This window comes from Bradyrhizobium sp. USDA 10063, from assembly GCF_054063735.1.
Genome location: NZ_JBSSGP010000002.1, coordinates 4181306 through 4201363, shown reverse-complemented (window position 1 = coordinate 4201363; position 20058 = coordinate 4181306). Strand labels below are relative to the sequence as shown.

The following is a 20058-nucleotide window of genomic DNA, read 5'->3' as shown; positions in this document are numbered from 1 at the left end:
CAAAAGACTGGTCAGCTCGTTTACGGGGCTGACCTCAGTGCGTCTGTCGCGTGAAAGCGTCCCCATTCATCTCGTAGGCGGAGGAGGCTCAAGTCCCGCGGACCGAATCGAAGCATCAAGTCGTCGCTATCTAAAGGGAGCCATCCCATGAGCTTGCGAAGAACCGCACTGTCCATCGCGCTGGCGACGAGCTGCATCCTCGGCACGTCCCCGGCGCTGGCGCAGCAGCAGACCGGAACGCAGTTGCTGGCCGGCGACGAGTTGACCTATCAGCTTGTTTTCCAGCGCGGCGCGCAGGCCGTGATCTGGGGCGCGCCGGCCGCTAGCATGATGGGCCTGATCAAGAGTGCCAAAAGTCAGTTGGGCGCAGTCGTCAACGAAGACATCATTTACTTCTCGAAGCCGATGGTCTCCCGGCACGGCTTCCTGACGCCGAACAATCAAACCCCGTACGTCTTTTCGCTGATGAATACGAAGGGCGGGCCCATGGTCCTCGAGGTCCCGCCCGCGAGCCCCAAGGTGATCTTCTTCGGCACAGCGACTGACACCTGGCAAGTCCCCATCGTCGATGTCGGGCCGGAAGGGCAAGACAAGGGCCGAGGCGGCAAATACCTGTTTTTGCCGCCGGGCTATGAAGGAGGGGTGCCGGAGGGATATTTCGTCCACCGGCCCGCGACCTTTCACGTCTCGACAGCGCTGCGCCCTATCCAGATCAATGGCGGCACCGCCGAGGAGGCGGTCGCCTACTCCAAACAGCTCAAGGCGTATCCATTGTCCGAGGCTAAGAACCCGAAGCCGAATCGGTATATCGACGCCTTCCCCGAGACCTGGGACACCCTACCGGGCTACGACTTGAGCTGGTTCGAAAGCCTGGCGGCGGTCATCAACGAAGAGCCGGTGCAACCTCAGGACCTGGTCATGATGGGAATGCTGCCCACCATCGGTATCGAGAAGGACAAGCCATTCAAACCGAATCCCGTGGCAGCCAAGGCGCTCGACGACGCCATCACGCTCGCCTACGGCGAGATGCTGGCATACTTCATCACGCCGGGCAGGGCCTTTGCGCCCTATTGGTCCGACCGGCAGTGGGGCGCGCCGAACTTTCCCAAGGAGGTACTGGAATCGGGCTTCCATTTTGCGTTCAAGGATCAATATCTGCTCGATCACCGGGCGGGCGGCTTCGCGTTCTGGGCGACCTGGGTACCCAAGCATCTGGGCAAAGCCACCTTCTATCTCATGGGTCAGCGCGACAAGGACGGCAAGCTGTTTGACGGCTCGTCAACGTACCGGCTGCGTGTTCCGAAGGACACCCCCGCTGCCGAGTTCTGGTCCGTCATCGTTTACAGCGGCACCAAAGACAGCTTTGCCGCCTTTATCCCCAAGTCAGCGCGCGTCGGCACTTCGTCCTACGAAAAAGCCGAACTCAAGGCCAACGCCGATGGCTCCATCGACATCTACTTCGGGCCAAAGGCTCCCCTTGGCTTTGAGTCGAACTGGCTGCCCACGGGCCAGGACTTCTTCCTGCTCTTCCGCCTCTACGGGCCGGAGAAACCGTTCCTCGATAAGAGCTGGACATTGCCGGATGTCGAGAAGGTGTCGTGACGGAATGGACCGAAAGCCTCTTGAGAGGAGAACATCCATGAACCGAACAACGAAGTACACTAGCGCGGCCGGCTCACTCTTGGCCTTATTTGCAGCCCTGTTGCTCGCAGCGCCCGACGCTAAATCCCAGGATACGACGCGGGCCGACGCACGCAAGCCGATTCCAATTCCCAAGAATCCCACCGAAATGACCTTCGCGTCACAGCGCGACGTCGGGTTCTGTGAGCTTTGGCTGATCTCCGGAAACGAGCAGACCGGCTTCTCCGTGGTCTTCTTCAACAGCATCGACCTCAACAAAAACCCCGACAAGATGACCAGTTGCCCGCCAAGCCTCTGGGCCAAGGTCGATCCCAAGAAGCTCGAGGCCGAGTACGACGTGTCTGGTACCCACAAGTTGGGCCCGCGGTCCTGGACGTTCGACTCGATCACACTCCCGGTCGGTCCGGTGATCGCCTTCGAGGGATTCCAGACCCGCTGGGGGGGCGAGGGCAAGGTGGCGGCGCATTACAAATTCCACGAGGGCGGCGGCCTACCCCCTTACCACCCGGTCCAGTCGCATCGAAAGTCGCAAATCAGATTCGAGAAGGGCAAGCCGGTCTTCGTCCTCGAAGACAAGGAAGGCACGCCGTGGGTCATGCAGACGCACGATGCGAGGTGGACGTATGACGACCTCAAGACCCTTGGCGACAGGTTCAAGAAGACCGACGGCTGGAAGTACCGGATGGTCATGCTCGACAGGGAGCTCGTGGTCTCGACCCCTCAAGGCTACAACTGGCTGATGTATGACGAGTTCAACAACGGCTACGACGGATGCAAGGAGGGCGCCTGCAACTTCAACCCCTAGCGGGGCAAAAACAGAGGGCGATGACATCGTTGGCGGCATTGCACAGAAGAGCTGGCTCCCAACCTGAGGGAGAGAGGGCCATCAGGACCAAGCCAGCGGTTCTTTTGTGGTTGGCGGTCGCCGGCGTCCTCGCGGATGCGGCTCCGGCGATCGCTCAGCAGACCACCGGTACTCCGGCTGCGCCCGGCGCGACGACCACTGCCGGCGGCAACTACCTGCCGCCGTTCCCGCCGCCCTTCACGGGTCACATCGGCCGGGAGGCGAAGGACTCGACGCCGGACTTCCCGACGCCGGTCCGCGCACCAAAGGGCGCACCCAACATCCTGCTCATCCTGACCGACGACGTCGGCATCAGCGCGACGAGCACGTTCGGCGGCCCGGTCCCCATGCCGACGATGGACCGGCTGGCCCAGGCGGGGCTGCGCTACACGCATTCCACACCACGGCGCTGTGCTCGCCCACGCGGGCGGCGCTGCTCGCCGGACGCAACCACCATACCAACGCGACCGGCGTCGTCATGGAGCTGGCCAGGGGTTGTCCTGGCTACAACTCGCTCATGCCGAAGAGCTCCGGTACGTTCGCGGAGGTGCTCAGGCTGGCAAGAACCACAACGTCCCCGCCTGGTAATCGAGCCAGGCCGGCCCCTTCGACCTGTGGCCCACCTGGCTCGGCTTCGATTACTTCTACGGTTTTGCCAACACTAGGCTCACGCCGCGCCCCGAAGAAATCCAGGCGTGGGACTAGGAGGAATCTTGCTAAAGAAGTCGATGACCTGCTTGCGCCGCAACTGACGGGTGATGACGACCTTGCCCGCAAATATCCACGCCGTGCACTTGGAACACGCTCTTGGCGAGATCAACGCCGGTGCTAACCTGCATGTGACGACCACCTCCAGTGATTCGATCACCCTTTGGCACGTTCGATGCCGGGAGCGGGTATCGAACTAGCAACTAGACCGTCTCTCCCGGGCATATAGATCCGGCGATCATAGTTCTTGCAGCCCACATCCTTCCTGCAGCGCGTGGTTCTGAGGCGGTCTCGAATCTCATCGGAACGCGAGCTTTGCCCGCCAGGCCTTGAGGTTTGTGATAGGGCCGTCCTGCCAAGGATATCGACTTAACTCATCAGAGCAGTCGCTCTTGATGGGGCGCCAGTGGGGTTAGCCCCCGAGGAAACGATTTTTGTAAGCCGCGATGTACCCCTGTTGTGCCCCAGCTTTTTCGGGACACCCTTCCAGGGAATAAGGCTGCTAAGTTGATGATTGAAAAGGCCTAATGGTGGGCGCACAAGGGATCGAAACCTTGGACCTCTCGTGTGAAACGAGCGCCGGACGCTAGGCGGCCTTTCGTTGCCGTATGATGGTGTAAACAAGCGCGACGGGGGAGGGGGAATCAGATGAATCGCCCCCCCCCCCCCCCCCCCCCCCGCTACCAGAAAACCTCATTAAATCAAAGTCTTGGTTACCAACCACGCGCAGCGTGATTTTTGGCGCGCGAGTTCGTAGCAAGTCGGTAGCGTCGCGGTTAGTCGCGGAGAATAGCCAAATCCTTGAAAACTTGCTCCTCATTCGAATCCTTCGATGCCCGAAAAGCTCGGGATGCCGATCCTTCTCACGCGAAAAGACTCTGACAAATCAGCCTCACACGAGAGGAGATCTAACGTTTGTTGCCAACCGGAAACGTTCGCAACCCGTAGAGGGCGCCCATTGAAAGGAAAGCACTCTCGGTCCGGAACCTCCGTGAATCGAATTGTGCCCGCAACCTGGGTTTCAGGATTCGCTGCGCAAATTGGGAGTGGTGAGAAAGTCTAGCAGTTGGGCCATAGCGCCAGGCTCGCAGACGCTTCGCGGTTTTGTGCGTGCAGCTCTGGGATTCTGATCGGCGGGCTGCAGGGGATGAGAGTCCCTAGCTCTCCGCCACCTAGACGCGAGGTGCAAAAGACCCAATAAAGCCGGGCATTTCTCGAGCCACCGGGATTCGGACGGTGGAGAACCGCGGTGGAGACCCGCAGTCGGTTCAAATTGCCATCATTGGGTCGACGGCGAAAGCCCGAATCTTTGAAACAGCGTCACTTTGGTCCGAGGCCGACATAGGCCTCAGGGAATGCAGATTTCGATCACTTGGCCGGGTAAAAAGCAATTGCTGTCCGGTCGTCTCCTCGATGCAGTCTCCTATTCGCTCGCTCCATTACGCCCGATTGGTCCTTCGTGTTCGTCTGTCGCCCAGCCCAATCCTTGGTCGATCTCTTTCGCGAATCCTTGACTGAAGGCCTCGATCGTCCGACCGCGATCAAACTCCGGGGCGACACATCCTCGTCGACATCGCCGTCGGCGCACAAATAGGCCCGGCGCATGATGCATCGACTCTTTGGCACGACAGAATCTTGTCCCGTGCAATCGAGGAGACCGACGTTTCACGAACGCGCGCTTCCCAAGCTGAATACGAGGGCTCGATTCCCTTCGCCCGCGCCACTCAGTACTCATCTGCGAACCCCGGTCCCTATCGTAAATCCAATCCGCTGGCAGTTGATCGAGAATCGGGCGATGCTACTGCTCGATGTTTGATTTATGCAACTGATCGTTGGGACAGTGATCGATCTGCTGCGGTCGCGCGCGATGCTCGAGGCGGAGATTTTGATGCTGAGGCAGCAAATCAATGTGCTGCGGCGTGCCAATCCCAAGAGACTTCGATTTGCGTCGATTGACCGGCTGATATTGGGAGGTATCTGCCGGCTGGTTCCCAAGATGTACGATACACTTGCAATTGTCCGCCCCGATACCGTGATCCGCTGGCGCCGCGCCGGTTTTAGGCTGTGTTGGCGCTGGAGATCGCGACGCTGTTGCGGTCGACCAACGGTGTCGTTGGAGATTCGCCGGCTGATCCGCGAGATGAGCATCGTCAATCCATTGTGGGGAGCACCGAGAACCCATGGCGAGCTTCTCAAGCTCGGCATCGATGTCGGCCAGACCAGCGTCGCCAAGTATATGGCACGGAGGAGGGGACCTCCCTCGCAGGGATGGACGACGTTCCTTCGTAACCATGCTGACGGGATCGCTGCGATGGACCTTTTCGTGGTGCCGACGGTCTCGTTCCGGTTGCTCTATGGATTGCTGATCATGGGCCATGGACGGCGGCAGATTCTGTGGTTTGGAGTGACCGCGCACCCAACGGCCGAATGGATCGCCAATCAACTGACCGAGGCGTGTGGCTGGGAGCAAATCCCTCGTTACCTGATCCGGGACCGCGATGGCGCCTACGGCGAGATATTCCTGCGTCGGGTTTGGTCCATCGGGATTCGAGACCGTCCGACGGCTCCTCGCTCACCTTGGCAAAACGCTTGTGCAGAACGGCTGATCGGTTCAATCCGCCGGGAATGCATTGATCATGTCGTGGTGTTCGGAGAGCGCCATCTGCGTCACGTGCTGCTCTCGTACATGAACTATTACAACGGCACGCGCACCCATTTGTCGTTGCACAAAGACGCGCCAATATCACGCGCCGCCGAGACAGTTGGACGCATTCTCGGTCGCCTGATTCTGGGCGGACTGCACCACCAATATGCCCGGATTTGATTTGCGGTAGGCACAGGCGCTCAGATACCGCTTACCGTTCGCTTTGAAGCGGTGCGGCCCAAACGAGTAGTCCAGGAAGTCGAAGCGCTGTTGTCGAGCGTTCCTCACGGAGGTTTTATTCTCGTTGAGCGTGAGCCCGAGCTTGGTCATCACCGCCTTCGTCCATGCCAAAGCCTCAGTTGCGTATCCGCAACTGAGGATGACAAAATCGTCGGCGTACGCAACAACGTGCGCACGGAACGGTTCCCAACACCCCGTCAGCCGCCAATGCTTCAGGAACCGATTCATATAGATGTTGGCAGGCAGTGGGCTTGCAACGCCACCTTGCGGCGTGCCGCGAGTGTTGCTCTGCAAAAGGCCGGTTTCAAGTACGTTGAGATGCACATCACGGTTCCAGGCCCGCTTAATTTTCATCAAACGGTGAACCGTTGGATGATAAATAGGGGTTGAGGGCCTCTAGCGGCGAATCTTCCCACGGTCCCACATTTCATCGCCCCTTCGGGCGATCGACTTGATAACGGCGGGTTATCGAGACAGGCACTCGACGAGTGTAGCGGGCGGCACTGCACTCTTAACCCGAGCAGCCAAGCTTCTTTGGTTGGTCGGCACTTCCAGCCCGTTTGCTCTTTCCTAACTCGGCATCGCGCCTTCGCAAAAAAGGTGATTACGGGGAGTCACCACGCCATACAGGCGCCATTAGCCACATCGATGGCCATCGATACGATAACAAAACGTCATGGTGAACTCGACTATAAATCCCTTACAGCTTGACGTCGCCGGTGCTGTCGATAGGTCTCGTGGACCATTAGTTTTGGGGTCTGTATGGAGTTTGCCCTTTCGCTTTTGAGCGCATTCTTGACGCCATCGCTTACAGCGCCGCGACCGAGGGCGATTTTTGGACGCTACCAAACAGCATCGGCGACATCGTGATGGGGCTAAAGCGGGAGGCACGCGTCCCCGTCGGCGTAGTGACTGTAGTTGGCGTCTGCTTCCACATGATGCTTTGCGCCGCGTACGTTATCGCGATCGGTTTTGGCCTCGGAAGGGGATTCAGTTTCTGTTATCAGCGTCTGAAGCTTGGTTTGAACTCAATCTGGACCAATCATCAGTGTGGTGTGTGCCTCGGCGCAGAATGGAGACGCGTTGCGATTCTCCATGCTATTCGATCGCGATACGACGGCTCGCACGCACCCCTATGCCAGTTCTTTCGGGTCCGGCTTGTATCCAAGAAACGAAGGCAACAGCCTCCTCACTCGACGTCGCGGCGGGTTAAGTGCCAAGCCAGCAAGTCCAACAATGCTGCCGGCCATCATTGCGCGTTCCACTTCTTCCGCGCCTGTTGAGGGACAATCCTAATGAGCAACGTAGAGCAAACAGGCCGTGCCACTATCTGGCTAGGCGCGATCACTTTTGCGCTCGTCGCAACAGGCGGCTTGCTCTACGTGAAGTGGGTTCCATACTATAATCGTGCTTTTGCTGCCGCCGCGAACCATTCGATTGGTTTGTCCATTTTAATGGGCGCGAATCCGAGCGCACCGAGTCCATCCTGGGCTGCCGCGGTAGGCTACGCATTAGCCTACGGCAAGGCGGTTTGGCAGGCGATGGTCTTCGGTCTGTTGCTTGGTTCGGCGATACAGGCGTTGTTGCCTGTCGAATGGGTTGCAAGGCTACTTGGCAAAGCTGGGTTCAGCAGTGTCGCGAAAGGTGGCTTGTTGGCGGTCCCGGGCATGATGTGCACCTGCTGCGCCGCACCCGTCGTCGTCGGCCTTCGTGAACGATTGGCATCGCCAGGCGCAGCAATATCGTTTTGGCTCGGCAACTCGGTCCTAAATCCGGCAACCCTGATTTTTATGGGCTTCGTGTTGGGCTGGACTTGGACCGGCCTAAGGTTCGTGTTAGGCATTTTGATGGTGTTCGGGCTTGGATATTTGATCAATCGAATAATGACGCCCGCAGAAATGGCAGCTGTCGACAAGCGACTCGGCGAACTCGCGGTCAATCAACAGAAGTTCAGTATTTTCAAGCGCTGGATCTTCATTCTGTGGCAGATGGCGATACGGCTCATTCCCGAGTATATTTTGCTTGTATTGTTACTTGGAGCTGCCCGCGCTTGGCTCTTTCCCCATGCGGGCCCAGAAATCGGCAACAGCATTGCCTGGATCATTGCGTTCGCAGTTGCAGGTACGTTGTTTGTTATCCCGACCGCTGGTGAAGTGCCGATTGTGCAGGCCATGTTGGCACTCGGGGTCGGCCACGGACCTGCCGGAGCGTTGTTGATGACGCTGCCACCGATCAGCGTACCGTCGCTCGCTATTGTCTCGCGGTCATTCAAACCACGCGTCCTTGTCATAGTAACCTTGGTCGTCGTGGCGTTTGGTATCATCGGCGGACTGTTGGCCGCCCTACTAAAGTTCTAGCCCGCGCATTCCCAGCCACATTGATGTGTCAGCAAACGACTTGCAAATCTCTGGGGTTGCAGGGCGCAATCAGCGCGGGGCTTACAACACTTGTTCCAAATCGGATTTGTAATGACCCGCCACTGAACTTTAATCCGGTGGCTGTTAGAGTCTCGGGGTTTTTTACGCCAAGTGGCGCGAGTGGAGCAACGGATGAGCGGCGGAGCAGGTCGGGCTTGCGCAGCCGATCGTCCGTTGCGGTGAGGTGGGCGGCATAGGCCGCGGAGGTCAGGTATTTCAGCGACGAGTGAGGCGGCCGGATATTGTAGTCGACGACCCAGTTGGCGAACGCCGCCGAAAATACTAATCAAGGTAAGAGTAGCAGGGCATTTCGGTTGTTGGCCCGAAGCGACGGTTCGAGGATGTCGTCTATTCCACCGCTGTCAGGGGGACAAGCAGACATCTGACGAACAGGTCGAAAATGACGCGAATGACCCACAACGGGCCTTATCGGTACAGCCACTTTCTCGACTCTCGGGTCCATGCGGGTCGCGCCTCTCTACGCAATCTTTAAACACACGTTCTGCTCCTCGAAGGCCATCGAGCGCCTACGGGCGAGTTTGAAGACGACTGCTTGTCTAGATGCTGCAGGCGGCCTTGATCATCTCCGCTGCCCGCTCACCAATAACGGTACAGGGCGCCATAATGTTTCCGCTGGTAATTCTTGGCATGATCGACGCATCGGCTATGCGCAGGTTCTCGACACCGTACACCTTGAGGCAGCTGTCAACCACAGACATCGAATCGCGTCCCATCTTGGCGGTACCGCACTGATGCCAGTAAGTGACCGCGGCGTTTCGCGCAAAGTTTTGCATAGCCTGCTCGCGGAGCTTCCCAGGCAGAGCCTCACGAGTTACCAGCTCGCGAAAAGCACCGTGGTTGCCGAGTTCGCGGCATAGCTCGATGTTGGCGAGCGCCGTCGTCATGTCGTCCGGATGAGACAGCGTATTGGCGTCTATCAGGACCGGATCCCGCGGATCTGGGCCGGACAGACGGACCGATCCACGACTTTTGGGATGGGCCAAGCCCGCAAACATCGTCCATCCATGCTCCGGAAGGCCCAACAACGCAGTTTCGGCGCTGGGTGCCAAAAATTCCACCTGGCAATGGAACATGTCGGGGAGATCCAGACGCTCGTCGCTGGACCAGTACAGGGTGGCTTCCGAGCCGCCATAGCCGATCGGCTGTGGTTTCGCATATTCAAAGATGCAGCCGAAAGAAACGTGGTCCTGGTGGTTCTGGCCGACCCCGGGCAGATGCGTTCTTGTCGAGATGCCGTGTCGTCGGAGTTCTGCGTCCGGCCCGATGCCGGACTGCATCAACACCTTCGGCGTGTTGATCGCGCCCAGCGAGACGATGACTTCGTGCTGCGCAACATAGCGGCGCAATTCTCCGTCCTGGGCCACTTCCACGCCTGAAACCCGGGTGCCGTTCAGGATCAGCCGGCTCACCACGGCCTGTGTAAGGATCGTGAGATTGGACTGTCCCCGTCGCGGTTGCACATAGGATCGGAAAATCGAGACTCGCCGCCCGTCGCGAACGATCAGGTCGTTGATCGCGACGCCGCCCCTGCCTTCCATCATCTCGCCATTGGGGCTGTCGAAGCGTGGCAAACCGAGCCCACGGGCTGCTTCGACCATAGCCAGGGCCACGGCTTGCGGGTCGATGGCCGATTGAACGAAGACGGGGCCACCCACGCCGCGTCGGAGGGAATCGCTGGCGCCCTGCCAGTCCTCGATCCTGCGGTAGACACCGAGCACCGCCTCGTATCCCCAGGCCGGATCGCCTGCTTCGGCGGCGAAATGATCCCAGTCATTCTTGTGGCCCCTCGCCCAGGTCATGACGTTGATGCTGGAACCACCGCCGAGCACCTTGCCCATGTTGAGGGGAATGGCGCGCCCGTTGAGATGGGGATTGGGCTGCGCCGTAAATCCCCAGTCGCGTTGCGAGCCCAGATTGGCAGGCCACGCCGCCGGATTCATCACCTCCGGAACGTCATCGCTCCCTCCGGCCTCAAGCAACAAGACCCGGACTTCAGGATTTTCAGCCAAACGACCTGCAACCACTGAACCCGATGATCCAGAACCGCACACGATAAAGTCGAAGGTCTCAAGCACGTCCCACTCCGCCGTCTAATTGAATCGGCCGCCGTCGAATGACAAAGCCTCGGGCAACCGCACAAAGTCGCGGCCGGAAAGTTCTTGCATGATGCTGTGTCGCCAATCGTCATGGCGACGAATCGTTACGGTGTGATTTCAGCACGGACAAAGGATGTTACGATTGTATTGCCGGTATGCTGTGGCTGTGGAGAAGCCTGGCGCAGATGTCGCCGATAGTTGAAGGTTCTGTCCGAAAAAAGACATCGGCGGGAAGCACCGCAACCTAGAATGCTGTGGAGGGCTTTGCATGACCGATGCTCTTGGCACCGTTGCGAGTGCATCTGCAAGTCTTACAAAGGTCATGCGAGAGATTCCTGACGAATGCCTGTTTTCTCCGCAGAGAAGCACCGTTTGTGTTTTCGCAGGAGGTCTCGTTGCCAATACTTGTTCGTCCGATTAAATCAAGCCGAGATGCGCAGGGCTGCGTGTCCTCGCTTGATGTCTCTGATTGTGAAGGGTTTCGGATGCCGGCCCAATGATTGACGGTGCCGCGGGCTGTGAGCGCCGGCGTCCGAAAGCCTCCAAGGGAGGAAACCGCGCTTAAGGGAACGTCGGGCGGTGCGGCAGGCGTTATGGGGATTTAAGTGCTGCGGGCGAGCTGGCTGAGATGGATCGAGCCGACTCAGCAAGTTGTGCGACGGTAAACCGGCTGGCGACTGAGCGGCGGATCGCATCGAACATCGTGAACTGTCGGACGATTGGAGATGCGCGCCCGATATCGGGGCGCGCTGTGCCGTGGCCGGTCGAGAGCCAGCGGGCACAACGAACAGATTTGCAGGACCGTGACGCGGTCATGAGGCGTCGATCCTGATGCGGCTCGTTGGAGCTGTTGGCTGATGCCGTGGCGTTGCTCCTCGCGCGAACACCTCGATGACGATCATGCGGCCGCCGCAGCATGGACAACTGGGCTTGCTGTGCTCGACGGCGGCATCGGTGGGCTGGCCTTCAGGTTTTGCAACGGCCAGCAGCTCACGGGCGCGTGCGATGTTGTCGGCGCAAGAGCTTTTGGCGAACAGGCCGTAGTGACGGATGCGGTGCAGGCCCTTGGGCAGCAGGTGGACGAGGAGGCGGCGGATGAACCCGTCGGTGGCGAGCGTCATGCGCTTGTATCGATCGCGGCCTTCGATGCGGTAGTCCTTCCACTTGAAGGTCACACCGGCATCGTCGACCGAGATCAGACGGCTGTTGGCAATGGCGACGCGGTGGGTATAGCGCGACAGATAGGCCAGCACCGCTTCGGGCCCGCCGAACGGGCGCTTGGCGTAGACGACCCATTCGACCTTGCGTAGCGGGGCCAAGAAGGCCGCGAAGGATTGCGCCTCGGCAAGATGGATGTGATCGCCGAAGAAGCTGAGGCGGCTGGCTTGATGCGCGGCGACGAGCTTCTGAAGGAACAGTCGCCGAAACAGGCGGGAGAGCACGCGCACGGGGAGGAAGAAGCCGGGTCGGCACGACACCCAGCGCTGGCCATCCAGCGAGATGCCGCCGCCGGGCACGATCATGTGCACGGACACATTTTTTCGGGCTCAGGTTGCCACGGCAGTTATCCGAGGGCCGGCTGCGACACGCCAAGGGGCTTTCGCAGGACGACCTTGCATATGAGGCCGGGGTGACCTTTCGCGGCATGGCGCATTGCGCCGACAACGTGAGTAACCGTGAACCGCTATAGGTTTGAAAAACGGTCGGTGCTGCATACCTGATCTGTAACGCCTCGCCTCGACGTGCGGCTTCCTTGTTCGCCCCGGCTGAGCCTGTTGACCTCATAGACATTAACCGAATCGGAGCGATCGAATGCGTTCTATTCTGGTGGTGCTAGGACTATTGCCAGCCTACAACGATCCAGGCCCGAACAACCTTGGAGGCTCGGTTGGCGGCAACCCCAATGGCGGTTGATCTCAACCCCCTGAGGCGAAGGCGGCTGCGAAGCGTTCTCAGACGCGCGTCACACATTCGGCACCGACGACGGCGGTACGTACCAGCCCAGATGGTAAGCGTCGCGTTTCTGCGCGTGGAGCATGTCCACACATGGCCTGCCCAGACCTAGGGAAATGTCCGAGTTGAGTCCGCGAGGGTAGTTCAAAGCGGACACCGATAACATCGCTACCACGCGATTGCAGGATTGGTCGCTTCCGGAATGCGCGCCGTACATCCGGGCGACATCACTCCAGAAGCGCTCGGCCACCCGCCGGGGACAACCGGTGCAGCCGATTGCGATGCGGATCAATGGCGGATTTGGCATTTTGGTTACTCCGAGTGTTTACCGTGCGCAGTGCCCAAGACAGCGTCTCGTAGTCGCAAGTATCACCGTCATCGCCGGTGAAGCTGGTGGTGCCGTCTGGCCTGACGACGATCTGGCGCACAACATCAGCATGCGGCCGGATGGGCAAGGGCTTCGGCCGGCGCCTTAATTCGGCCGAAAGACGACCAGCGGAGATCTGGTGGCGAGTGCTTCGCTGAGCAGGCTCCGCTGTTCACGCCTGATCGAGAAGCAGACACCAAAGCCATCGGCGGTCCGCAACGTCAACAGACTTTTGTTCGCCTCGCTCGACTGTTCGAGCTTCCATGATGCGAGCTCATGACTATAGCGCAGAGTGGCATCGGCATAGCGGGTCTGCAGCGCCTTATCGATCAGGTCGGGCAATGTCATGATCAATACGCTGGCCTGATCCACCGACAGCCGAACGGTCACGGGCTGTCCGTTGGAATCGACGAAACCAAGCAAGATGAGGCCACCATCAGAGGCGACATCGCAGGACGTAAAGAATTTCGCTTCGATCTCCACGTTATCGGCTCCTCTGCCTGCTTAACTCGTTGGTCTGCGCCAACGGGCCAGAACCAGAAAGAGCAAAGTGCTCTCCAGGCTATGCTCTTGCTGGTCACAGCGAGTCCACAACACGTCTTCAATCGTCCGCGCACAGTTTCATCTGTAGCGCTATCCGGCGCGTTTGAAAAAAATGCGAAACGTTCGCTGACGAGCATGACTATCCTCGCTGACAATGCCCACGATTGCCGACGGTCTGAACAAGGAAGGGCGAGCCGTTTTGCGAGGGCATCCGCGATCTTTCGAAAGGCCGATACAAGCAGGAAATCTATCATCAAGACCCCTCCGATGCTCCCGTTGGCGAATGGTCAAGGATCCTTGGATAGATCAAACCTCGTAGAGCTAACGCGCGACAACAGTTGAGGATTCGCCAACCGCTTCTGCATGACGAAGTGCGGATCGAGGTCTATGTCTAGGCAATCAACGAGTACGTTGAACTTGGCAAGGTAAAACGTGTGGCGGCCAGACCCACGAGCAAGATCAAGCACCAGCCCCGGTGTGGACGCAAATAACGCGGCTGCCTTCCTAACGAAAGGCGAAAGCGACAGAATTTTGTCCAGTTCACTATGCATCACGCTTTGCGTTGCTGACTGAGAAAAGAGGTCGTCGGCGCACGCGTAACTGGCTACACGGACATGGCCGCTCGCGCGAAAACGTATAGCGAGCAGTGCTAGCGAGCCTCGGCTGATCTCGCATTTGTGGCCCACAACGACGCGCAACTGATGGTCATAAGGCGACGGACTCCAATCTGAAACATTGATGCGCGGCACCGAGCGGTTGCTCCTTCCGAATAACGCCCGCTTTTATTAATTGATTCTCCAATTCGGAAGATGCATCAATCGTCCCGTGACACGGCTCGTGCCCACCCTCGCACTCGCTAACGAGGTCGGCCATGGCAGTTGCCAAAAGCGCCACGAGCGACAAGGACAAGATTGAGTTTGAGAATATCGCGCGCAACAAGGCAGCCTTCATGCTATTGCCGCGATACCCCGACTATAGCGGGGGCGGCCGGTGGCAAAGAAGCCGCTGCAATTACTTTTTTCGCGACAACCGTCGCACTGATCAAGGCAAGCATTTTTCCAATCTGAGATTGATCGAGCGGCGTAGGCCCAGATCGTCCGGTCGAGCACGCAAATACGTTCAACTTTGGATTTGGTAGCGTCTCGGCATACCAGCAGCGAGTTCGCTCGTCCCTGGCTCGAACAAAGGCCTCTGGGTCAGACGGTTCGACAAAACGAGTCTCAATGCCTTGGTTCTTCAGGGTATTGGCGGAAAGATTCCAAGTGCCCCCATAAAGCCCGGACGAGCTTACGATGTTATCGCCGGCCTTCGCAAGATTCTGCACCGCAAGCGCGCTCGCCGCCTGACCGGAGGCAACCGCAAGCGCAGCCGCGCCGCCTTCCAAAGTCGCGACGCGCCTTTCCAAAGCGTCTGAAGTGGGATGCGGCTATAGATGTTGCCCAGTTCCTTCAGGGCAACAAGTTCGCTGCGTGCTCCGCACTGTCGAACTGGAATGCAGTTGTCTGATAGATCGGGACGGCCACAGCACCGGTCGCTTCATCGCAACGCAAGCCAGCATGAATCGCTATCGTCTCCGAACGCACGCCTTCCCTCCGAAACCGCGATACACGAACTCGCCCTGGCCGCGGCAATGGCGGTCGAGAGCAAAACCTCGCAGTGTCGTGTAACGAAGCGCGCCGATCATTTGAAGCCAGGTGCGTTTATCGATTCCATAACCGTAAGCTATTTCCCAGTTCGAGGATCTCCGCGATAAGTCGAGGCAAAGGAGCAAAATCGGTCCGAAAGCGATCAGGTTACCGACCTCCAACAGACTTGGTGGGCAACAAGGACTTCTACCGCGATGGCGGAAAATGACGGGGGGCGTTCCGCCCATCCTCGCGCAGAAACATTATAGGCAGCCGTCCGCATTCACTCCGGAAAACTTGCTGCGCGAAGCGCGCCGGCAGAAGCAGATTGGGCGCTCCCGCGTCCCGGATATTTGCATTCTCGACCCCGATGGTGACATCGTGCGCAGCCTGCTGGCCTGCTGCGAGGCCGGACTTGAAACGGGATGGGCCTGTTATCATACACAGCTCTACACCTTCAGCCGGAGCGGGATCGATTTCGGAATTGTCGGCTGCGCTGTCGGCGCCTCGTTCGCGGTGCTGATCGCCGAGGAAATGTTTGCATCGGGCTGCAAACTGCTGATCAGCGTCACCTCCTCCGGGCAGATCGTGCCGGTACGTCCGCCGCCTTATTTCATCGTCATCGAACGCGCCCTGCGCGACGAAGGCACCAGCTATCACTATATGGCGGCGTCCGACTATTCACATGCTGATGCCGGATTGATCTCGGCGCTCAACGGCGCATTCCGCGAATTCCCCGTGCCGGTGCTAACGGGCGCGACCTGGACAACTGACGCGCCGTTCCGTGAAACCCAGCCGGCGATCGACGCAATGGTTCAAAGGAATTTGATGGCAGTCGAAATGGAAGCCGCTGCGCTTTACGCGTTCGCGCAAGCCCGACAGAAGCCCGTCCTGTGTCTTGCCCATGTGACCAATCAAATGGGGCGCGTCGATGGTGACTTTGAAAAGGGCGAAGCAGACGGTAGCCGGGACGCGCTGCAGTTGATCGCGATCGCCGCCGATCGCCTGCGGTTCCGGCTCCTTCCGTGAGTGTCGCGGCGATCGGGATTATTTGCAAGGCGCCACAGCCCGGCCGCGCAAAGACGCGGCTGGCGACCGCCATTGGCGCAGTTGCGGCGTCGGAGCTCTCCTCCTGCTTTCTGCGTGACGTCGCCGCAGCCATTGACGCGGTCCCTGAGACTCTCGGCCGGCGCGGGTATGGTGTCTATGCGCCCGCGGGAGTCGAACACATCATGCGGGAGCTTCTTCCCGCAACGTTCGGGCTCATGCTGCAGGTTGGCGACGATCTAGGTGACGTTCTGTTCGGTGCCACGCGCGATCTGCTGATCGATGGGCATGACTGCGTCTTGCTCGTCAATGGCGACAGCCCGACCCTTCCTACCCGTTTCCTGATGCAGGCCATTGAAATCCTCCGCGAGCCAGGCGACCGAATGGTGCTCGGGCCGGCGAGCGATGGCGGCTACTATCTTATCGGCTTGAAACACCCGCACAGGCAGCTGTTCACGCGAATTGCCTGGGGAACCGAAACTGTGGCTCGCAGCACATGCGAGCGCGCTACGGCGATCGGGCTTGCGACGACGCTGCTTCCGGAATGGTACGATATCGACGACGTTGAAACGCTGGGTTGGCTTAGGGACGAACTGTCCGGCAGTTCCACGCGCTTTTCGTGGCGGTGGTCTTGCCCCGGCGAGCCGGGCCTTTCTCGAGGCCGCGCCGCAGATAGATCCATGAAGCCAATGCCGGTGGCTGTTCCCAGTCAATTCGATCGACTTGCGCGCTCCGCCAACAACATGCCTCCGCTTCACTTGTTGGCTAGCATCGGTGCGGCTCTGGTGGCTCTGACCCTGGTGACACCCTTTGCCTTCGAGGCCTATGGTGACAATGCTTTCATTGCTCTGAGCATCGCCGCAGGTCTGCTGACGATCGTAGCAACACGCCTGGTCGAGCGCGCGCCGCCTGATCGAGCCCTGTTGCTTGTTTTGGGGCTCCGGATTGCGCTGCGAATCTGTGCGCTGCTGTTCGATCCACTTCTGTCCACTGACATTTATCGCTATGTCTGGGACGGCAAGGTGCAGGCCGCTGGCATCAATCCCTATCGCTATATGCCAGCCGATGACGCGCTGGCGTTTCTGCGCGATGGGACGATCTTTCCTCACATCAACCGGGCTGATATCGCCGTCACCATCTATCCCCCGGTGGCGCAATTCTTCTTCTTATTGTCACGCGGATCGGCGAAGGCGTGACGACGATGCGTCTTGCACTGCAGGGGTGCGAGTCAGTCACCGTCACCCTGATCATGCTTCTGTTGCGGCGTATGAACCGTCGGGTGACGCGCGTGATCGCCTATCTTTGGCACCCGCTTCCCCTGTGGGAGATTGCCAACAGCGGCCATGTCGATGCGTTGATGGTTGCGCTGATGCTGCTGGGGCTGTGGATTGCCCTGACGGGCCACGCTCTCCGCGGAGCCGTCGTGATCACTTTTTCAGTGCTGGTGAAGCCCTATGCGGCGCCGGTGCTGGCCGGAATTTGGCGCCCTTGGGACCTCAGGATGCCACTCGTCGTGATCGCCACCGTGGCGCTTTGTTATCTTCCCTATTTGTCGGTTGGCTGGGGCGTTCTCGGATTCCTGACCAAGGGCTATCTGACGGAAGAGGGGATCAGTGCCGGCAACGATCTCTGGCTGCTGTCCGTCTGGCGCCTTTTGTTTGGCGAGCATCAAGGTGTTGTTATCGTCTACGTCGCCCTGGCCGCGTTGGTCCTCCTGTTCAAGGGGCTCTCCGTGGCCCGCAGCTCTGACCGCACGATCGTGTCAACGCTTGCCGACATCAATATGCTGTTACTCCTCACGCTGTTGTTGTTGTCGCCCAACTATCCCTGGTATTTTCTGATCATCATGCCGTTTGTCGCCCTGCGTGGATCGGCATCTACCTGGGTCGTTTCGATCGGCGCGCTGTTGCTGTCCGAACAGCTCGATCGGGATTTCTACATTCCGAGAATAGTGACCAAAATTCCGAGAATAGTGACCAAATCAATTCTGTTCGGAGGTCTTTTCCTAGCCTGCGCCTTCACAGCCTGGAGGGCCCGCATGCAGCGGATTGCAGATACAGAGGCATCGCGATGAGCCTTTCGCAGAACGGTCGCGCGCCGCTTGATCCGCGCCGATATCACGAGTCGGTCATGGGCGAACGCACCGAGATCGCCCCGCGTCCGCCGGTCTGTCTTTATCTGGAAGTCACCAATCGCTGCAACCTGCTGTGCACGACCTGTCCTCGCACCTACGAGGAACTCGAGCCGCCGGCGGACATGAGTTGGGACCTGTTCACGTCGATTGTCGATCAGGCTCCGGGCCTCTCGCGCGCGGTGCTGCACGGCGTCGGTGAGCCGATGCTGGTCGCCAACCTGCCCCGGATGGTCAGGTACCTGAAGGAGCGCGGCGTTTACGTCCTGTTCAACACCAACGGAACAGTGCTCAGCGAGCGCAACGGCCGTGCGCTGATCGACGCGGGACTTGATGAGTTGCGTGTGTCGCTTGACGCATCAGATCGCGAGAGCTTCAAGGCGATCCGTGGCAGGGACTATTTCGGTCGTATCATCCGCAACGTGCGTGCATTTCGCGAGTTGCAGGAGCGGGAGGGTCACACAAGGCCGCAAGTTTCTGTTTGGCTTACCGGCCTGAAAGAGACCGTCGAGCAACTCCCGGCCTTTGTGAAAGTTGCGGCGGAGATCAGTGTCAAAGAAGTTTATCTGCAACGGCTCGTGTTTTTCGACGAAGCAGCAATCGGCAAGGCGCGTCCCGATCAGGCGTTGTTCGAACGTCTGACTGAGGGGGAGGCAGTGTATCTGAAACAGGCCGAGGATCTCGCACGCTCGCTTGGTGTGGCCTTCAGCGCATCGGGCGCAGCGAGCGAGCCGGGGTTAAGTCTAAAGAGCAGCGGTGACGGTTCGCCGTGGTCGCTCTGCCGGCGGCCCTGGTCGCTGATGTATTTCACGGCCAATGGCCGCGCCTTGCCGTGCTGTATCGCGCCATTTTCGCAGCATGGCTACGACAACTATACACTAGGCCATGCAGGGCAGCAGTCCTTGCACGATATCTGGAACGGACCGGCGTACCGGGACTTTCGTGCGGCCCTCCTGTCGGACAAGCCGCCCAAGAGCTGCGCCAATTGCGGCCTGCGCTGGAGCCTGTGAGCGAGGTGAGCCACGAGATCGACGGGAAGCGGCCTGCATCGTGCCAACCGCCCGTCGTTTCGGTGATCATTCCATGCCTCGACGAGGAAACGGCAATCGGCCAGGTCGTAGCTGCGGTGCTGGGACAGAGGGTGAGTGAAGTCATCGTGGTCGACGGGGGTTCGCGGGACCGCACGGCCGAGCGGGCACGGGCCGCCGGAGCTTGCGTGATTGTCGAGCAACAACGCGGCTACGGTCGCGCCATCCAGGCAGGCATCGCCGCCGTGCGCGATGACGCCGACATTCTTGTCTTCCTCGACGGGGATGGCAGCGATCGCCCGGAATTCATCTCTGATCTGGTGTCGCCGATCGCCGCCGGGCAGGCTGTGTTCGTTCTCGGCTCGCGCGTTCGCGGTTCGCGCGAGCCCGGCAGCTTGACGCCGCAGCAGGTCGTCGCGGCCCATGTTGGCAGTCTGCTCTTGCGGCTGACCTATGGCGCGAGCTTCACCGATCTGTCGCCGTTTCGCGCCATCCGGCGCGATGAGCTCAGACGTCTCGGCATGAAAGAAGAGACGTATGGCTGGAACCTGGAAATGTTGATGCGGGTCGCGGTCGCCCGCTTGCCGGCGCTGGAGATCGCTGTCGGGCAGCGGCGCCGGATCGGCGGTGTATCGAAGGTCTCCGGCAATCTTATCGCTGGCGTCAAGGCGGCATGGTCCATCTCGGCGACGTTCGTCCGCCTCGCCCTTGAACTCCGACACCGGAGGCTTCCGGCAGACAGGCGTGGCTAGA

At 59.4% G+C, this 20058-nt stretch carries 13 protein-coding genes and 2 pseudogenes; 9 read left to right on the top strand and 6 right to left on the bottom strand.

Annotated features, from left to right (window positions below):
- Positions 1 to 147 precede the first annotated feature (147 nt).
- From ACVJGD_RS21920 to ACVJGD_RS21910, 3 genes are all read left to right on the top strand, one after another.
- Entirely contained in the window at positions 148 to 1602 is a 1455-nt protein-coding gene (locus tag ACVJGD_RS21920; protein WP_456636272.1) for a DUF1254 domain-containing protein, read from the top strand.
- 37 nt (positions 1603 to 1639) lie between these two features.
- Positions 1640 to 2446, top strand: a complete 807-nt coding sequence (locus ACVJGD_RS21915) for a hypothetical protein (protein WP_456636271.1) — start codon at positions 1640 to 1642, stop codon at positions 2444 to 2446.
- Between the two features lie 2566 nt (positions 2447 to 5012).
- Positions 5013 to 6017, top strand: a complete 1005-nt coding sequence (locus ACVJGD_RS21910; RefSeq protein ID WP_456636270.1) for an integrase core domain-containing protein — start codon at positions 5013 to 5015, stop codon at positions 6015 to 6017.
- Here ACVJGD_RS21910 and ACVJGD_RS21905 read toward each other — a convergent pair.
- A complete protein-coding gene (locus ACVJGD_RS21905) occupies positions 5937 to 6431 on the bottom strand; it encodes a reverse transcriptase domain-containing protein (RefSeq protein WP_456636269.1) in 495 nt (164 codons plus the stop codon). The genes ACVJGD_RS21910 and ACVJGD_RS21905 overlap by 81 nt on opposite strands.
- Before the next feature lie 941 nt (positions 6432 to 7372).
- Between ACVJGD_RS21905 and ACVJGD_RS21900 the strand changes: the two genes are divergently transcribed.
- Entirely contained in the window at positions 7373 to 8434 is a 1062-nt protein-coding gene (locus ACVJGD_RS21900) for a permease (protein ID WP_456636268.1), read from the top strand.
- A gap of 617 nt (positions 8435 to 9051) precedes the next feature.
- Here ACVJGD_RS21900 and ACVJGD_RS21895 read toward each other — a convergent pair.
- The 5 genes and pseudogenes from ACVJGD_RS21895 to ACVJGD_RS21875 all read right to left on the bottom strand — a co-directional run.
- On the bottom strand, positions 9052 to 10590 hold the full coding sequence (locus ACVJGD_RS21895) for a GMC family oxidoreductase (protein ID WP_456636267.1): 1539 nt from the start codon (positions 10588 to 10590) through the stop codon (positions 9052 to 9054).
- A gap of 833 nt (positions 10591 to 11423) precedes the next feature.
- Positions 11424 to 12140: pseudogene (locus ACVJGD_RS21890) on the bottom strand (IS91 family transposase); the annotation flags it as partial.
- 896 nt (positions 12141 to 13036) lie between these two features.
- Entirely contained in the window at positions 13037 to 13414 is a 378-nt protein-coding gene (locus ACVJGD_RS21885; protein WP_456636266.1) for a hypothetical protein, read from the bottom strand.
- 347 nt (positions 13415 to 13761) lie between these two features.
- Positions 13762 to 14223, bottom strand: a complete 462-nt coding sequence (locus ACVJGD_RS21880; RefSeq protein ID WP_456636265.1) for a hypothetical protein — start codon at positions 14221 to 14223, stop codon at positions 13762 to 13764.
- 326 nt (positions 14224 to 14549) lie between these two features.
- Positions 14550 to 15057: pseudogene (locus ACVJGD_RS21875) on the bottom strand (PLP-dependent transferase); the annotation flags it as partial.
- A gap of 267 nt (positions 15058 to 15324) precedes the next feature.
- On the opposite strand from ACVJGD_RS21875, the gene ACVJGD_RS21870 reads away from it, so the two are divergent.
- The 5 genes from ACVJGD_RS21870 to ACVJGD_RS21850 are packed head-to-tail and all read left to right on the top strand — an operon-like array spanning position 15325 to position 20057.
- Complete coding sequence (locus ACVJGD_RS21870; protein ID WP_456636264.1) at positions 15325 to 16128, top strand: nucleoside phosphorylase; 804 nt, start codon at positions 15325 to 15327, stop codon at positions 16126 to 16128.
- Positions 16125 to 17342 carry a TIGR04282 family arsenosugar biosynthesis glycosyltransferase gene (locus tag ACVJGD_RS21865; protein WP_456636263.1) on the top strand — a complete coding sequence of 406 codons (1218 nt, stop codon included), beginning with the start codon at positions 16125 to 16127 and terminating at the stop codon, positions 17340 to 17342. The genes ACVJGD_RS21870 and ACVJGD_RS21865 overlap by 4 nt, the downstream gene beginning before the upstream one ends.
- A 5-nt stretch (positions 17343 to 17347) precedes the next feature.
- On the top strand, positions 17348 to 18220 hold the full coding sequence (locus ACVJGD_RS21860; RefSeq protein ID WP_456636262.1) for a hypothetical protein: 873 nt from the start codon (positions 17348 to 17350) through the stop codon (positions 18218 to 18220).
- A 56-nt stretch (positions 18221 to 18276) separates the two neighbouring features.
- Positions 18277 to 19287, top strand: coding sequence for a radical SAM protein (locus tag ACVJGD_RS21855; protein WP_456636261.1), 1011 nt, complete (start codon positions 18277 to 18279; stop codon positions 19285 to 19287).
- Positions 19288 to 19292: 5 nt separating this feature from the next.
- Positions 19293 to 20057: a glycosyltransferase family 2 protein gene (locus ACVJGD_RS21850; RefSeq protein ID WP_456636260.1), complete on the top strand. Its 765-nt coding sequence runs from the start codon at positions 19293 to 19295 to the stop codon at positions 20055 to 20057.
- Position 20058 lies beyond the last annotated feature (1 nt).

Excerpts from the sequence above, each read along its gene's own strand:
- ACVJGD_RS21920 (WP_456636272.1), top strand. The coding sequence starts at position 148 with ATGAGCTTGCGAAGAACCGCACTGTCCATCGCGCTGGCGACGAGCTGC.
- ACVJGD_RS21915 (WP_456636271.1), top strand. The coding sequence starts at position 1,640 with ATGAACCGAACAACGAAGTACACTAGCGCGGCCGGCTCACTCTTGGCC.
- ACVJGD_RS21910 (WP_456636270.1), top strand. The coding sequence starts at position 5,013 with ATGCAACTGATCGTTGGGACAGTGATCGATCTGCTGCGGTCGCGCGCG.
- ACVJGD_RS21905 (WP_456636269.1), bottom strand. The coding sequence starts at position 6,431 with ATGAAAATTAAGCGGGCCTGGAACCGTGATGTGCATCTCAACGTACTT.
- ACVJGD_RS21900 (WP_456636268.1), top strand. The coding sequence starts at position 7,373 with ATGAGCAACGTAGAGCAAACAGGCCGTGCCACTATCTGGCTAGGCGCG.
- ACVJGD_RS21870 (WP_456636264.1), top strand. The coding sequence starts at position 15,325 with ATGACGGGGGGCGTTCCGCCCATCCTCGCGCAGAAACATTATAGGCAG.
- ACVJGD_RS21860 (WP_456636262.1), top strand. The coding sequence starts at position 17,348 with ATGCGTCTTGCACTGCAGGGGTGCGAGTCAGTCACCGTCACCCTGATC.
- ACVJGD_RS21855 (WP_456636261.1), top strand. The coding sequence starts at position 18,277 with ATGGGCGAACGCACCGAGATCGCCCCGCGTCCGCCGGTCTGTCTTTAT.